This window comes from Imperialibacter sp. EC-SDR9 (genome assembly GCF_902498805.1).
Taxonomy (GTDB): Bacteria; Bacteroidota; Bacteroidia; order Cytophagales; family Cyclobacteriaceae; genus Imperialibacter.
In genome coordinates, this window is record NZ_LR701614.1 from 30,411 (window position 1) to 45,401 (window position 14,991).

The following is a 14,991-nucleotide window of genomic DNA, read 5'->3' on the forward strand; positions in this document are numbered from 1 at the left end:
GCTTCGTGCCGATAAACCCTGGAACATTTCACTGTTAATGACCTGAGCACTGATTAACCCTGGCAAAAAGAGTAAAATCAGACTTAACTTATATAAAATTCCATACCGCATAATATTAATTGAGTTAGTTGATATGCGGCCAAGTAAATACCAATCCCCTGCCTATAAAAAAAGTATTTATACGAGTGGTGAGTCGGGCGTCCTATCGCCGCACACTGTATTTTTCTGTTCGCCAGTCACTTACAGCGAGGAGCGCTTATTGAAAATTTAAACATTCGAAGAAAGAACCTCATAGCCAGCGTTCAGGGAGTTGCCTAATCACGAAGAATATAATTTTGCAGCGTTGTTAAGAATGCCTGAATTCTACTATCCAGGCAAGGAAATGCCAACAAAACGCAGAAACATATTCTGAATCAGGTCACAGCGAGGAAGAAGCCCTCTACAATAACCAGGAATGGTTACTATCTAAAAAATTGTATTTTTCATATTATATCGTTCAACAAACAGAAGATAGAAATTTGCTCTCATAGCCAACAAACCAGAGCATTCATTGTTGCCAGTTTTAATTAATTATCTGGATTAGTATCAAAAAATCAATAGAACGTTACGATTATTAGACAATACATAAAACACGCTTCACAACAAACGTTTTCGTTTTGAAGTCTTCAAAAATGACTGAAATAATACTTTTCTTATATGCAATTTGCCGTCAATATTTTTTATTTAAGATTTGGTTAACGATATTTGTAGCTGACTTAACGACAAAATTTGATTTTGTCTACTAGTTTTTGATGTTCAACTGTAAACTATAAGCTTTATGAAAAAAGGATTACTTCTTGCCGCCATGTTCGTTGGACTGTCTCTTGTGGGATACTCGCAGGAGTCGGATGTATTCTCTTTCAATTTTGTAGAAGACAAGCTGGATGACAGCAATGTAAATATGGCAGCTGTTGGTGGACACTATCTTGGGTCGGACATCGCAGTGAAGCTGGAACTTCTTAAAGATTCTTACACATGGAAAGAAGAAGGCACACCAAATAGCCCAACTACCAAAACTGTTGTTGAAAAGCCAGCGATATACTACTCCCTTAAGAAACTTGATAAGTACTACAAAAAAGCGATTAAGAAGGGTGATGTAACTGAAGAAGCAGCGAGAGACGAATTCGTTAAAGCTCTTGATATTGCCTTGTTCATCAGATATCAGGAAACTGCCGCTTTCGAAGACAAGCTTAGAGAACTAAAAGAAGAATCAGATATTGCTCTACTTTACACCAAGAAGGTTAAATTAGAGTTCTAAAGCATTTAAGATAACCTGTAAGAGGGTTTTACTACTGTCGATCAATCGTAGACAAAGGGGTGAATGCCCCTTTGTTCATTTACAGCCGTTTAGCGTCTGTTAGGATGAAGCTAAGCTGATACACATCATCATCGTTTAGCTTGAGCGTGCCTTCAAAAGTTAGTTCATCATCCATTTTTAGCCCTTCCAACTTCTCGGTTGGAAATATCATCATCACCGACTCAGGCCCTGCTTCGCCACAAAAAAAACAGGTTGCCATAGGGTATCTTGACAGTACAATTCCCTTAGGTGAAAGATCAATGGGAAGGTAATAGCCTTTGATAATATATTTCTTCCCGTCCATTTGAAGCAGCCCATCATCAAATTGGGGGATATAGAACGACGCTTTCTCTTCATCTATATACTTACTTTCAAATCTCACCCCTTCGAAGACTTTCCAGAGGCTTGGACTCTGAAGCGGCGACACAAAAAGGGCAAAGCCCAAAACTAGCTGCAACATATGAGTAATATAGTTCCTCCGACAAAGATAGGCACTAACTCCGTGGTGCTCGCCCCACTAAAATAAAAAGGCAGGAAGGTAAAAACCATCCTGCCTAGTACGTATTAGCCCTTTAATTTTGATTTATACCATTGCTTTGTCCTTGGCATTGATGTTTTCAGAAACGATCTGGCCGTCGAACAAGTGGATGATTCTGTGTGCATATTCTGCGTCGATAGGAGAGTGAGTCACCATAATCACTGTAGTTCCTCCCTCGTTCAAGTCGCTCAGCAAGTTCATAACTTCCTGGCCATTGGCAGAGTCAAGGTTACCAGTAGGCTCATCCGCAAGAATCAGCTTAGGCTTGGCCACCACCGCTCTCGAAATCGCCACACGCTGCTGCTGACCACCCGAAAGTTGCTGTGGGAAGTGGTTCTTTCTGTGCATGATCTTCATCGACTCCATTACCTCCTCTACCCTCTTCTTGCGCTCAGCCGCAGAATACTTCAAGTAGATAAGTGGAAGTTCAATGTTTTCATACACTGTGAGTTCGTCAATCAGGTTAAAGCTCTGGAATACAAATCCAATATTAGCTTTTCTCAAATCCGCTCTCTGGCGTTCCGAGTGTTTCGAAATTTCCTGGCCCATGAAGTGGAAATCGCCTTCAGACGGGTTGTCAAGCAGGCCGATGATATTAAGCAAAGTTGACTTGCCGCAACCAGACGGCCCCATGATAGCTACAAATTCGCTCTCACGCACTTCAAGATTAACTCCAGCTAAGGCAGTTGTTTCAATCTCATCTGTGTAGTAGAACTTCTTCAGTCCTACTGTTTTAATGACAGTTTTAGCATTTTCCATATGTATATGGTTAGATATTGGTTTATTTATTTAAAAACTAATCGATCCTTATCCTGATAACCCTCGTAGGAAGAGACAACAACTTTCTCTCCTGGTTGCAGCCCTTCTAACACTTCATAAAACCGTGGGTTCTGACGTCCCAATCTAATGTTCCTGCGTGTCGCAAAATCGCCGCTCGCATCCACTACAAATATCCAATTGCCACCTGTAGTCTGATAAAAGCTTCCCCTTGGAATCTGTATCGCCTGAATATTCTCGCTCAACTGGAGACGTATCTGAAGCGTTTGACCTCTTCTGATTCCATCCGGAACGTCTCCCTCAAAATACATGTCCACCTCAAACAGGCCATTTCGTACTTCTCCGTAGTTCTTCATGATTGTGAGCTCATAAGTCCCTCCCGCAAAGTCGAATGTACCCTTCAACCCTTCGTATATTCTGGCCAGGTAGTGCTCATCAATTTGCGCTCTCACCTTAAACCCATTCGTATCATCAATCTGGCCAATGTTTTGACCGGGAGAAATCGACTCACCCACTTCGCCGTTCACAGTCGACAAACGCCCCGAAATAGGAGCCCTTATGTACAAATTCTCCAGGTTCTGGCGAATCATGTTAAGGTTGTTGTTTGTTCTCTGTAGCAATGCCTGAGAGTTGTTGATAGTGTTTTCAGCATTCAAAGAGTCTACCTTTTGAGACTTTACTTCAACAACCCTTGTTTTAATCAGCCTTTCATAGTCAAGCTTAGCTCTCAAAAACTCTTGTTCAGAAATTACCTTCTCCTTGAAAAGCTGCTCGCTTCTCTCGTAAAGATCCTTCGCCTGAGCAATCTGGTAGTCGAGCGTAATCAGCGTGCGCTGTAGCTGGAACAAACTCTGCTGCATCTGCAACCTCGTGTTTTGAAGCTGGTTCATCAAGATGAACGCCTGGGTTTCCTCCCTTATGAAGCTTTGCAACAAATTATTGTTAGTGAGCTTTAAAATAGTGTCCCCTTTTTCTACCTGAATACCACCCTCGTAGAATTTCTTCTCAATAATACCGCCTTCTATCGCATCCAATCGGATAGTCTTGATAGGCATGACCTGTCCATCGACAGGGATAAACTCCCTGAATTCACCATTTTGTACTTCAGCTACATTGATTTTATCAACAGACACATTGAGCTTGGAGCTTCGGTCTGCAAAAACAAAACTGTATATAACAAAAAGTACAAATGCGCCACTAAGCCCATAAATGGCGACTTTCTTGAGAGTAAATGTTTTCTTTTTAATTACACGATCCATTTGCTAAGATATTTCAAGTCCGTGCCAGTATCTCCAACAAAAATGCCACAAATTACAAATCGCTGATTATTAATCAATTACGGTTTGATTGGTTTTGCGAAATAGTTCGATTATGTACACTTAGGAGCGGTTGGTGTTCGCTATTGAGCAAAAGGAAAGACCTGAAGAACAGGCAAAAAAAAAGATTCAGGCATTCGCCTGAATCTCAAGGTCAAAAACTCAAAATAAAAAGGACTAATCAAATCTTAATCCACAACAACACACGAATATAAAACAATCGGCTCTAAAATAAAATTCCTTCCCTCTAAATTTTGAATTTTTAGTCGTGTGGCTTTTGGTCATTTCCCATATAGCCTTTGCGCCACAAATAACGGTAGGGCTGGCCAGGCATTGGCAAGAGGCCTCTAGACAAGGTGTGCAAGTGCAAACATTTCTTCAAAAAAGCTTCCAAATAATCGCTCAGAGGTCCTTACGTTAAAAAAAGGTGCGAAAACTGAGGGTTGTTGAGGATACTGGCAGTATTTTTGCCACTGTATTGCGAAAGCACACTACTTTATATGAAACTACGGATATCAAAACGATTCATTTTACTACTGGGATTTGTCCTGGCACTACTGGCTATTTATTCAGGTGGCCTGGTGACGGCCCAACCAATGCAGGATCAAAATGGTGCCGCTAGTTTAGACTCTGGTCGGGTTTCTAATAAAGTTCGTTCGCAAATTGTGGAGCAGGCCATCAACCATAAGGGGCTGATTACAGATTCAAGGCTTGACTTTTCGCTAACCCCTACCGGCAGAAGTGAATTCGAATTGGCCTTCGAAAACCCCTATAAATACCCGGTTAAGATCAAGATTTATAATATCATAGGCAATCTAATAGCTGAAGAAGAAGCAAAACCAGGCGCTTCGTTTACCAAGAAGTACAACTTTTCTGACGAGAAAATGAGGCTATTTGTTGTTGAGGTGGGCAACCAGAAGCACAACCTTACCAAGAAGGTGACTACTATATAAAAAACAAGCCCCGCATTTCTACAGGGCTTTCATAGATATTAACAATTCAAGTTAAACGGCCACTCAGCCTATCTCGACCAATTCTATTTGAAAAGTAAGGTCTTTTCCAGCCAAAGGGTGGTTAGCATCCAACACTATCTTGTCTGGCTCAACAGCAGTAACAACCACAGGCCGTGATTTGTCTCCATCGTTGATGGCGAGTTGCATTCCAATTTCCGGGTTTATGTCGGCGGGCACCTGGGCTATTGGAACTTCCACCAAAAGCTCGTCGCTCCTTTCACCATAGGCTTCTTTGCTGGGGATGTTTGCTTCCCTTACTTCACCAAGAGCCATTCCGAGCACGGCTTGTTCAAAACCTGGTATCATTTGCCCCTGTCCTAAAGTGAAGGCAAGAGGATCACGACCTTCCGAAGAGTCGAACACAGACCCGTCATCCAACTTTCCTGTATAATGTACTTTTACCGGATGTCCATTTTTTGCTACTGACATGTCTTCCTTTTTTCTGTTTGCTAATTCTTTATGATTTAATTCAAAGGTATGGAAATATGGTTTTGATGAAAATCTATGCCGGGTAATGTTATGATTATGGACAGAAAATGTTCATATTCGTACATAAAAATCTCAATAAACCTTCATAACATTTTAATAATCAGCGCCTTTACCTTTGGCACAGTACTGGTGATGTATTTAACAGAGCGGATAACTACAACTTATGGAATCAGATAAAGAACTTGGAAAGATATTAATCATTGATGACGACGAAGATGTGCTGCTTGCAGCCAAAATGCTGCTCAGGAAGCATGCGGAGAATGTGATCATAGAAAAAAACCCAAAGAAAATACCGTTTCTGCTCAACAACGACACCTACGACGTGATCCTTCTGGATATGAATTTCAGCAAGGACATAACCAGTGGAAAAGAAGGCTTTTATTGGCTGGAACAAATACTTGAACGGGAACCAACGGCGGTGGTCATTCTTATCACTGCTTTTGGAGACGTAGAAATGGCTGTGAAGGCGCTCAAAGAAGGGGCAACTGATTTTGTATTGAAGCCATGGCAAAATGAGAAATTAATTGCTACACTTTCTTCAGCAGCCAAACTGAAAAAATCTAGAAATGAAGTTACACAGCTAAAGCAGGCCAAGCAGGCGCTCGAAGAAGGAATAAATCAGCCTTTCAAGGACATTATCGGCGAAAGCGATGCCATCAAGCAGGTATTCAATATCATCGACAAAGTAGCCCAAACTGATGCCAATGTGTTGATTTTAGGAGAAAACGGCACAGGCAAAGAACTTATCGCCCGGGCACTCCACCAAAAGTCGCTGAGAAAAGACAAGGTGTTTATCGGGGTTGACATGGGCGCCATTACGGAAACGCTGTTTGAGAGTGAGCTTTTTGGTCACAAAAAAGGTGCTTTCACCGATGCCAAAGACGACAGAGCCGGGAGGTTTGAGGCTGCCAATGGGGGCTCTCTGTTCCTGGATGAAATTGGAAACCTCAGCATGCAACTTCAGAGCAAGTTGCTCACTGTGTTGCAAAAAAGAGAAGTGGTAAGGCTGGGAACCAACAAATCTGTCCCTGTGGACATCCGCCTGATCAGTGCCACAAATATGCCAATCTACGAAATGGTGGAAGAAAGTACCTTTCGCCAAGACTTGCTTTATCGGATCAATACTGTTGAAATACACCTCCCGTCGCTGAGAGAAAGAATGGACGATATTCCGCTGCTTTGCGACCACTTTATCAAGATGTATTGCGGCAAGTATAGGAAGCCCATCAAAAAAATGTCGCCCATCGCACTCAAGAAGCTACAGAAATATCAGTGGCCCGGTAATATCAGGGAGCTGCAACATGCACTGGAAAGGGCCATTATCATGAGCGATTCCAATATGCTGTCGCCAGACGACTTTTTCTTTTTGAATCAGAAAGCTGAGAGCAAAGCAGAAGCTGAGCCTGAAACCTTCAATTTGGATGATGTAGAAAAGTCGGTGATTCAAAAGGCCATTAACCGGCACGGGGGTAATATTTCCAAGGCGGCCAAAGAACTTGGATTAACGAGGGCTTCCCTTTACAGAAGAATGGAGAAGCATGGCCTTTAAAAGCTTCAAAGCTGCTTTGATTATTAGGGTTGTGCTGCTGATTGGCTCAATCTTCCTGCTTACACACTTGTATTACAACGATTCCTATGACCTAACGAAAGCGTTGGTGATCGGAATGATTGGCTATCAGGTATATGCCCTTTTCCACTATCTGGATAAGTCAAACAGGGAGATTGCCAACTTTCTCAGTTCCATCCAATACGACGACTTCTCCAACACCTATACATACAGAAACACTGGTGGATCCATTGACTTGCTTTATGAGCAATTCAATAATGTTATGAAGAAGTTCAGGGACATCAGAGCCGAAAAGGAAGCGCAGTATACTTATTACAAAACCATTGTCCAGCACGTGGGCATTGGCATCATCACGTTTGACAAACATGGCGAAATTCAAATGCTCAATACCGCCGCCAAAAACCTGCTACAGATCGGGCAAATTAAAAACATTTCGAACCTGAAAAGCATCAGCCAGGTACTTGTTGACGGGTTTTTTATGTTAAAAACAGGTGGCAGAGACCTGATAAAAATCGAGCGCAATGGGGAGGAAGTACAGTTGGCAATTTATGCCATAGAGCTAACCATGCGGGGAGAGGAGTTCAAGCTTATTTCTCTTCAGAACATCAAAAGTGAGTTGGAAGAAAAGGAAATGGAGGCGTGGCAGAACCTGATTAGGGTGCTGACGCACGAAATAATGAACAGCGTGACACCTATTTCCTCACTGGCAGGCACCGTAGAGTCGGAGCTTGGCCTACAGTTAAAAAATGGTGCCGAGGTCAATAAAATTACCAATGAAGAAATTCAGGACTTGTACCTGGCTGTGCAAACCATTCACCGGAGAAGTGACAGCCTGATCAAGTTTGTCTCTGATTTCAGAAACCTGACGAGGCTCACCATGCCCAAGCTGGCCCAAACCAAGGTGCGTGACCTACTCGACCATGTTCTCATGCTTTTAAAATATGAAATAGAGCGGGGAGAAATTAAGCTCACTTACAAGGTAGAACCCAAGAACCTTGAAGTGCTGGTGGACAAAGAACAAATTGAGCAGGTATTGATCAACCTGGTGAAAAATGCTATTCAAGCGCTGGAGGAAAACGATGAAATGGACAAGGAAAAACTTTTGATCATTTCGGCCAACGGACTTGAAAACAACAGCGTGTCAATTTCCATTACCGATAATGGCCCCGGCATCGAAGAAGATGCGCTCAAAAAGATTTTTATCCCCTTCTTTACTACCAAGAAAAGTGGTTCCGGCATTGGTTTAAGCTTGTCAAAACAGATCATGAGGCAGCACAAGGGGTCGATCTCAGTGAAGTCCGTCATCAACCAGGGCACTGAGTTTGTGCTGAGGTTTAGCTAATCCAAAAATCTCATTTTCAGTTTCGTTTTTGCTTCATAATGGATAGATTTACTATTCACCCTAATTGAAATGGGAAGCACACTGGAGACCGTACGTTCTATTTTAGCTGACAAGCTGGCCTGCCCGTTGTCGAAAGTAACGCCTGATGCATCTTTCTATAAAGACCTTGGGATTGACTCGCTGGACTATGCGGAGCTGGTAATGGAACTGGAAAGAGAGTTTGATATTACCATTCCCAGTTCAGAAGCCTCAAGAATCACCACCGTTAGCCAGGTAATTGACTACATCAATCGCCGGATCAAGGCCTGCAAAGGGCTCTCAAATTATTGATTTGATAAAGTGCACATAAAGGTGCAGTAATTGCCCAATCCTACCTTTGAGGAAAGGTGGGAGTGTGAAGGATTATTATAAAACCATTGTTCTGTCTGATATTCACCTGGGGCGCAGAGGCTCCAGACACAAAGATGTGATCAGTTTTTTGAAACAGAGCATTTGTGAGAACCTGATTTTAAACGGCGACATTGTAGACCGCTTCAGCTATAATAAACCAGAGCTTTGGAAAAAAAGGCACTGGAGGCTTATAAAAGCACTTTCTCAAAAGGTAGCCGAGCATAACACCGCCATCACATTTATTAAAGGCAATAGCGACGAGTTGCCGAACGACCTGCTCCCACTCGAAATGGGAGCTTTGAAACTGGTCGATAGAGTGGAGTACGAGTCAAATGGCAGGAAATTTCTTGTCGTTCACGGTGACATTTTCGACACCTATAAGGGACAATTCAGGTGGCTTGCCAGCCTTGGCAAAAAAGTCCATGGCCTGCTCTTTTGGTTTCACCATCAGGTGCACAAGCTAAGAGTTGCGGTTGGTGTAAGGAACATGCCCTTCTCTGAAAAGGTGAATAGCAGATTGCCAATAGCGAGTCGGTTTATTGAAATTTACGAGCAATCGCTTTGTCAGCTCGCAAAAAACGGCGGCTACGACGGTATTATTTGTGGGCATTTGCATATACCCGCTATTAAGACGATAGATGGGATGGTTTACATGAATTCAGGCGACTGGCTTTCATCTGGATCTGCCCTGGTTGAATATCCCAACGGTGAATGGAAACATGTGTTCTACACCGAATCTCAAAGAGCTTTGTATGAAGAACTGGAAAATGAACAAAAAGGCTTGAATTACTTAAACATTTATCCTTCTTTGAGGAGTGGATTTCTGAATCTGTAATTTTAGGTCACTTCCTGAATGCCAACCAGTCCAAAAAGGTTTCTTTTTATTGTCCAGGGTGAAGGGCGTGGTCATATGACGCAGGCTATTTCACTGTTTGAAATGCTAACATCAGCAGGGCAGGAAGTGGTGCATGTAGTAGTTGGGAGAAGCTCCCGGCGAGAAATGCCCTCTTTTTTTCAAAACAGAATTACCTGCCCGCTCACCGGTATCTCCAGCCCAAATTTTGTGGCCGACAAAAACAACAAATCGGTAAAAATAGGCCCAACCATTACTCATAACCTGGTTCATTTTTCCAACTATGTGCAGAGCCTAAAAATGCTCAACAACATAGTTAAAGAGACAAAGCCAGACGTAATTATAAACTTTTACGATTTCCTTGGTGGCCTGTATAATGGACTCTACAAGCCAAAGGCCGAATACATATGCATTGGCCATCAGTATCTGGCCTACCATAATCACTTTCCGTTTCCAAATAAACAGGGCTTTAACAAAAACTTGTTGCTTAACAACAACAAGCTGACCGCCTGGGGAGCTAAAAAGCTGCTGGCTTTGTCATTTGCCGCCTACCCTGAAGACAAAAAAAGTGGTGTTGTGGTAGTTCCGCCTTTGCTCAGGAAAGAAGTGATGAAGCTTGAACCAACGGAAGGCGATTTCATTCTGACCTATATGGTAAATGACGGCTATAGCAAAGAAATAGAGTCATGGCACAGTGACAACCCATCGGTAAAGGTTCAGTCGTTTTGGGACAAAAAAGGAATGCCAAATCCTCATCGTGTCGACGACACACTCACTTTTCATCAGCTCAGCGACACCATGTTTCTCCAGCTTATGAGCCAGTGCAAAGCATACGTGAGCACAGCGGGTTTCGAGTCTATTTGTGAAGCCATGTACCTTGGTAAGCCCGTGATGATGGTGCCTGTGCAGGGCCATTATGAACAGGCCTGCAATGCCCTGGATGCGGTTCAGGCGGGAGCTGGCGTCAGCTCCGAGTCGTTTAACCTGACAAAGGTCATTGACTATCTACCAAGTCATAGGCCGATAGTAACCGAGTTCAGAGAATGGACAGACCGTTGCGAAGAACTGATTTTGAAAGAGCTACTGAATTAAAATTTCTCTACAGGTAAATTAACCCCTCTTCGTGCTCACCAACCACCGAATGCTCTCCCTTATTGAACCGTTGTGCTGTGACCAGTGCAAGAAGGGCATCTAGCTCGTGCCATGACTCAGGTTCCCGATGCAGGGTTATTGCTGTTTCAGACAAAATTACTTCAGTACATTTTTGAATGTGCTCAACTCCACTTTTGTAGCCGAAATCAGGTAGCCCTAGACGATGTGCATGCCATTTTGGATAAGTTTCCAACACCTGAGTTTGGTTTGTAAGAAGCATCCGTGTCAGTCTCATTGCTCTGGCGGTAAGCCCACCCAGAAACATAGGAGACATAGCACTCAATTGCCTGTCACAAGCCCGGTAAAAGTAGTCCTTATGTTCAGCACTATGATCACGATAGACGCCAGGAAGTGACAATGGAGCATCAAGGAAAATAAGCTGTGGATTGTGGTGCTGGCCGAACTTCAGAATCATTTGATCGGCGTCCTGTCCTTTTCGGCTGGATAAAAAGTGAATCTCCCCACCTAATTGGAAACAAATGCTGGTAGTACCAGCAAGCTTACTTCCATAATCGATTCCGACAAGCAAAACAGGGTTCAATAAAGGTAGACACCCATCCCCTTGCCTAACACCACCTCTACATGCTCGTCGATGGTGGTGGAGAGCTCGAAGCCTTTGTAATTGGCACTAATGGGAAATCGCTTGTGGCTACGATCAACCAAAGTGGCAGTCTCAAGCCTTTTGATATCCGCACTAAGTAAAACGCTCATACCGTAAGCCATGGTACGTCCACTGTTGAGCACATCGTCCACCAGGACAACGCATTTATTTCTGAGGCTCTCAGGCGGGCAGGTGAGTTTTATCTCGTCTGCGGAAGGATCGTCCTTATTAATATCAAGCCTGACCAGGCTTAGCTTCATTTTTGCGATGCCCTCCATTTCCACAAGCAATTCTTTGGCGATCTCAAAGCCTTTGTCATAGATGCCGACCAGCACTATTTCTTTTTCGCCGAGATTAAACTCAACAATCTCAAAAGCCATTCTTCGAAGCTTTTGGAGCACTTGAGGCTTGTCCAATATCATGTTACGGCGGGTGGCCGTCTGCTGAACCTTAGGCATTTTTACTGAGGAATTGGTAGAACTTTACTGTCCTTAAAGGTAGCAAGAATTACCATAGACTGGAGGCTGTCGACTACTTCAATTTCGCTTACCTTCTCAAGCATAAGCTTTTGATAGGAGGCGATGTCTTTGGCAATTACTTTCAAAATAAAGTCACCACTACCAGTAATGTGATGGCACTCAATCACATCTTCGATTCGATTAATTTCATCGAGAAACTTATCTATGTTTCTCTTGTTGTGGCCCTTTAAAGTTACTTGCACAAACGTGCTAACCCCTAACCCAATTTTTTCTGTGTCAAGCTTTGCGTGATAGCTTTTGATAAGCCCGGAAGTCTCCAGCTTTTTTACTCTTTCGAGTGTGGGGGCCGGAGAAAGTCCAATTTCTTTGGAGAGTTGGGCGTTGGTAATTTTGGCATTAGACTGAAGAATTTCCAAAATCTTTCGATCAGTCTTATCCAGTTTAACGTTCAGGTTATTCATCATATGGGTCGCCAAATAAAATTTGCTACAAAGCTAAGTATAATATACTTTATTCTAAAATTTTCTTGATATCTGTCATTTTCCAGTAATTTATTAAAGGAATTTGGCATTGCGTATAAAATTTTGCAATAAATTGTCACCAAAAGGAACTTCTGTCAATTTGACCTATTCCAAATAATATTCCTTAAACTGCTGAAAGGGTGAATACCACTATGGAAGGAAAGAGAATCTGTGCTTTACCTTTTCACAATTCTCCTGACTGCTTCGTTTCCCTTGCTTTGCACTCTAAGTAAGTAGATTCCCTTGTTAAAGTGAGCCATTTGAAGTGACAACAACGTTAGGCCGGCCTTAAGAGCATAATACTTTTCGGAAAACATCGGCTGACCCGTCATGCTTAACACGGTAACTTCGGCATCACCTGCTTCTGGGAGAATCAGCTCAAATGTAAGACGGTCATCCACGGGGTTAGGGTATGGGTTGTTCACAAGAAACCCTTCAGTAAATGAAAGGCAATTTGAATTGTCCTGAGGTGAAAATTCAAACTCTCCGTCCTTTAGAATGGGCACAAGCTTAATACATACCTTTTCCACAGGGTTGTTGGCAATCACCAACTCAAATTGTAAAGAATGAGAAACTGACTTGCCCGGCGCTACAGTTCCGTTGTACTTTTCTGAAATGGTGACCCGGTCATCAACTACTATTTCGATGGGAAAGTTCGTCTGCGCTATACTGCCTCGATTGGCAATATTCAGAATAAATCTAAGCTTCCCTTCTGTGTCGGTGTAGTTAACCGACCGAAGTTGCAGGTCTACTTTTGGAAGAGCAACAGTGACAACAGTGCTGGTTGTGTCGGAGCAACCAAACTCATTATAGGCGACGAGGCTTACCAAATAGTCTCCCTCTTTATCAAACACCCGACTGATGTCCTGCTCGTTGCTAACAGAGGCGACACCGTCACCGACGAACCAGGAATAAGCCGTCGCTCCATTTGATTCATTTGTAAAATTAACTGTCACCGGTAGCTGACCTACAGACAATGAATGACTGAAGGCTGCCACAGGTGAGTTATTAATTGTCACATTCTTGCTGATGGATATTTCACACCCTTTCTCAGTCTTTAGGAACAAGCTCACGTTATAGTTCCCTGCTTGTTTGAACTGATAGTAGGCCTTGGGGCCGTTTGCAGATGCCTGGCCAGCGAAATCCCATTTCCTGCTGATAATGGGGTCATCAGGACTGGTGCTTAAGTCGTTGAACTCCGTTAGTTCGTTGACACAAGCAGAAGTGAATCCGAAATCAATTGATGGCAATTCATTGACCTGCACGGTCTTTGTTAATGAAATGGTGCACAGGTTTTTCGTGGTTATCTGTAGCGTAACGTCGTAGCTTCCGGGATTTTCGAAAACCTCATTGACGGTTGGGGCGCTATAGAACTGATTATTGATACTCCACAAGCGGTCAACAATTGGATTGTCGGCGTCGCTGGAAGACTGGTCAACAAATGTTGTGGCCTGTCCCTCGCAACCAGTGTTGACTAAAAATGCGACCGTTGGTGATGGCAGCACATCAATTTCTCTGGTAAGTATTTTGGAACACCCGTAGTTCGAGCTAACAGACAGCGTAACAGTATATTTTCCCGCAGCTGGGAATTCAAAGATCGGATTCCGTTCATTGGACGTACCAAGACCCGCAAAATCCCAGCTCCATTCCGTGATATTGGCATTTTCGGCAGTGCTTTGATCAGTGAACTGCACCGCTGCTCCGCTACAAGCCAAGTCATGTTTGAAGTCAGGCGTAGGTATCGCACTAATCGCTACTTTCTCTGTAAGTGTGGTTTCGCAGCCTAAATCATTGTTTACTGTGAGGCTCACCTGATACTCGCCGATGGTTTCAAAAAAAGTTTCGGGGTCTTTTACTATGCTGGTATATCCGTTGCCAAAATCCCACGAATATCCAGTGATTCCTTCTCCAGTAGTTGTGTTATTGAATTGCGTGGTAGGGCTGATGCAATTGCTGCCCACGGTAAATCCCACTACCGGCCCCTCCAATAGGTTTATTGTTTTGCTCACAGAAGCTTCGCAACCCGGTATGCCAACGGTTAGTGTAATGATTTTTTCTCCAGCGTTAACAAATGCATAGGTGGTGTCTTTTCCCAGAATGGTGGCCTCACCATTGAAGTCCCACGTCCAGGTGACGAGGCTGTCGGGTGGGAGATTGGGAGTCAGGTCTTTGAAAGAAAGTGTGTTATTGCTACACAGACCCCCTTTGTAGGTAAAGCTAAAATCAGGCTCGCTGATGTCGTAAATGCCGATGGTTTGCCGTGATGTGTTGGAGCAGCCTCCATCGTTTTGCACTGTCAGAGTAACTTCGTAGTCCCCCGCTGAAGAATATTGAAAGGTTGGGTTAGGATCGGCCGAGTCTTCAAGCCCGTCGCCGTCGAAGTCCCAGGAATAAGTGGCGATGTCGCCGGATAGGTTGGTGGAGGTGAAGGTGGTGAGCGCACCCACACATTGATTGATTGTACTAAAATCAATATCAGGAGCCTGTGAACTCTGAACTGTTACTTCCTGCGAGGCATAGTCCGTATTCCCATTAGAGGAGCTTGCCAATAGCTCTACTACATAGCTCCCAGATTCAGTGTAAGTCACACCTTCAGGTTCAAAGGCCGTGGAACTAT

Annotated in this window: 15 protein-coding genes; 7 read left to right on the forward strand and 8 right to left on the reverse strand. The window is 43.4% G+C overall.

The window, feature by feature from the left end:
- Positions 1-817: 817 nt before the first annotated feature.
- Positions 818-1,297: a hypothetical protein gene (locus GC130_RS24610; RefSeq protein ID WP_152001033.1), complete on the forward strand. Its 480-nt coding sequence runs from the start codon at positions 818-820 to the stop codon at positions 1,295-1,297.
- Positions 1,298-1,376: 79 nt separating this feature from the next.
- Here the strand turns inward: GC130_RS24610 and GC130_RS24615 are convergent, their stop codons facing one another.
- The 3 genes from GC130_RS24615 to GC130_RS24625 form a co-directional block, all read right to left on the reverse strand.
- On the reverse strand, positions 1,377-1,796 hold the full coding sequence (locus GC130_RS24615) for a DUF3299 domain-containing protein (protein ID WP_152001034.1): 420 nt from the start codon (positions 1,794-1,796) through the stop codon (positions 1,377-1,379).
- Positions 1,797-1,919: 123 nt separating this feature from the next.
- Positions 1,920-2,633: an ABC transporter ATP-binding protein gene (locus GC130_RS24620; RefSeq protein WP_152001035.1), complete on the reverse strand. Its 714-nt coding sequence runs from the start codon at positions 2,631-2,633 to the stop codon at positions 1,920-1,922.
- Between the two features lie 26 nt (positions 2,634-2,659).
- Positions 2,660-3,910 (reverse strand): efflux RND transporter periplasmic adaptor subunit, encoded by a 1,251-nt coding sequence (locus tag GC130_RS24625; protein WP_152001036.1) that lies wholly within the window; start codon positions 3,908-3,910, stop codon positions 2,660-2,662.
- A gap of 557 nt (positions 3,911-4,467) precedes the next feature.
- On the opposite strand from GC130_RS24625, the gene GC130_RS24630 reads away from it, so the two are divergent.
- Positions 4,468-4,920, forward strand: a complete 453-nt coding sequence (locus GC130_RS24630) for a hypothetical protein (RefSeq protein WP_152001037.1) — start codon at positions 4,468-4,470, stop codon at positions 4,918-4,920.
- A 63-nt stretch (positions 4,921-4,983) separates the two neighbouring features.
- Here GC130_RS24630 and GC130_RS24635 read toward each other — a convergent pair whose 3' ends face one another.
- Positions 4,984-5,409 (reverse strand): peptidylprolyl isomerase, encoded by a 426-nt coding sequence (locus GC130_RS24635; protein ID WP_152001038.1) that lies wholly within the window; start codon positions 5,407-5,409, stop codon positions 4,984-4,986.
- A 223-nt stretch (positions 5,410-5,632) separates the two neighbouring features.
- Between GC130_RS24635 and GC130_RS24640 the strand changes: the two genes are divergently transcribed.
- The 5 genes from GC130_RS24640 (at position 5,633) to GC130_RS24660 (ending at position 10,713) form a co-directional block, all read left to right on the forward strand.
- Complete coding sequence (locus GC130_RS24640) at positions 5,633-7,018, forward strand: sigma-54 dependent transcriptional regulator (RefSeq protein WP_152001039.1); 1,386 nt, start codon at positions 5,633-5,635, stop codon at positions 7,016-7,018.
- The gene (locus GC130_RS24645; RefSeq protein WP_152001040.1) at positions 7,008-8,378 is read left to right on the forward strand and encodes a PAS domain-containing sensor histidine kinase; all 1,371 of its coding nucleotides are present in this window, start codon (positions 7,008-7,010) and stop codon (positions 8,376-8,378) included. The genes GC130_RS24640 and GC130_RS24645 overlap by 11 nt, the downstream gene beginning before the upstream one ends.
- Before the next feature lie 69 nt (positions 8,379-8,447).
- Positions 8,448-8,708, forward strand: coding sequence for an acyl carrier protein (gene acpP, locus GC130_RS24650; protein WP_152001041.1), 261 nt, complete (start codon positions 8,448-8,450; stop codon positions 8,706-8,708).
- Between the two features lie 64 nt (positions 8,709-8,772).
- Positions 8,773-9,603: a UDP-2,3-diacylglucosamine diphosphatase gene (locus GC130_RS24655; protein WP_201568569.1), complete on the forward strand. Its 831-nt coding sequence runs from the start codon at positions 8,773-8,775 to the stop codon at positions 9,601-9,603.
- An 18-nt stretch (positions 9,604-9,621) separates the two neighbouring features.
- The gene (locus GC130_RS24660) at positions 9,622-10,713 is read left to right on the forward strand and encodes a glycosyltransferase family protein (RefSeq protein WP_152001043.1); all 1,092 of its coding nucleotides are present in this window, start codon (positions 9,622-9,624) and stop codon (positions 10,711-10,713) included.
- Positions 10,714-10,720: 7 nt separating this feature from the next.
- On the opposite strand, the gene GC130_RS24665 is transcribed toward GC130_RS24660, so the two are convergent.
- The 4 genes from GC130_RS24665 to GC130_RS24680 all read right to left on the reverse strand — a co-directional run.
- Positions 10,721-11,188 (reverse strand): hypothetical protein, encoded by a 468-nt coding sequence (locus tag GC130_RS24665; RefSeq protein ID WP_370455848.1) that lies wholly within the window; start codon positions 11,186-11,188, stop codon positions 10,721-10,723.
- A 122-nt stretch (positions 11,189-11,310) separates the two neighbouring features.
- A complete protein-coding gene (locus GC130_RS24670) occupies positions 11,311-11,832 on the reverse strand; it encodes a phosphoribosyltransferase family protein (RefSeq protein WP_152001045.1) in 522 nt (173 codons plus the stop codon).
- 2 nt (positions 11,833-11,834) lie between these two features.
- On the reverse strand, positions 11,835-12,317 hold the full coding sequence (locus GC130_RS24675) for an Lrp/AsnC family transcriptional regulator (RefSeq protein ID WP_152001046.1): 483 nt from the start codon (positions 12,315-12,317) through the stop codon (positions 11,835-11,837).
- Positions 12,318-12,550: 233 nt separating this feature from the next.
- Positions 12,551-14,991: PKD domain-containing protein (locus GC130_RS24680; protein ID WP_152001047.1), on the reverse strand; the 2,441-nt coding region annotated here is incomplete at its 5' end.

Bases quoted from the DNA above. Each gene is read 5' to 3' on its own strand.
- GC130_RS24640 (WP_152001039.1), top strand. From the start codon at position 5,633: ATGGAATCAGATAAAGAACTTGGAAAGATATTAATCATTGATGACGAC.
- acpP (WP_152001041.1), top strand. From the start codon at position 8,448: ATGGGAAGCACACTGGAGACCGTACGTTCTATTTTAGCTGACAAGCTG.
- GC130_RS24670 (WP_152001045.1), bottom strand. From the start codon at position 11,832: ATGCCTAAGGTTCAGCAGACGGCCACCCGCCGTAACATGATATTGGAC.
- GC130_RS24635 (WP_152001038.1), bottom strand. From the start codon at position 5,409: ATGTCAGTAGCAAAAAATGGACATCCGGTAAAAGTACATTATACAGGA.
- GC130_RS24675 (WP_152001046.1), bottom strand. From the start codon at position 12,317: ATGATGAATAACCTGAACGTTAAACTGGATAAGACTGATCGAAAGATT.
- GC130_RS24615 (WP_152001034.1), bottom strand. From the start codon at position 1,796: ATGTTGCAGCTAGTTTTGGGCTTTGCCCTTTTTGTGTCGCCGCTTCAG.
- GC130_RS24625 (WP_152001036.1), bottom strand. From the start codon at position 3,910: ATGGATCGTGTAATTAAAAAGAAAACATTTACTCTCAAGAAAGTCGCC.
- GC130_RS24660 (WP_152001043.1), top strand. From the start codon at position 9,622: ATGCCAACCAGTCCAAAAAGGTTTCTTTTTATTGTCCAGGGTGAAGGG.
- GC130_RS24620 (WP_152001035.1), bottom strand. From the start codon at position 2,633: ATGGAAAATGCTAAAACTGTCATTAAAACAGTAGGACTGAAGAAGTTC.
- GC130_RS24665 (WP_370455848.1), bottom strand. From the start codon at position 11,188: ATGATTCTGAAGTTCGGCCAGCACCACAATCCACAGCTTATTTTCCTT.
- GC130_RS24610 (WP_152001033.1), top strand. From the start codon at position 818: ATGAAAAAAGGATTACTTCTTGCCGCCATGTTCGTTGGACTGTCTCTT.
- GC130_RS24645 (WP_152001040.1), top strand. From the start codon at position 7,008: ATGGCCTTTAAAAGCTTCAAAGCTGCTTTGATTATTAGGGTTGTGCTG.
- GC130_RS24630 (WP_152001037.1), top strand. From the start codon at position 4,468: ATGAAACTACGGATATCAAAACGATTCATTTTACTACTGGGATTTGTC.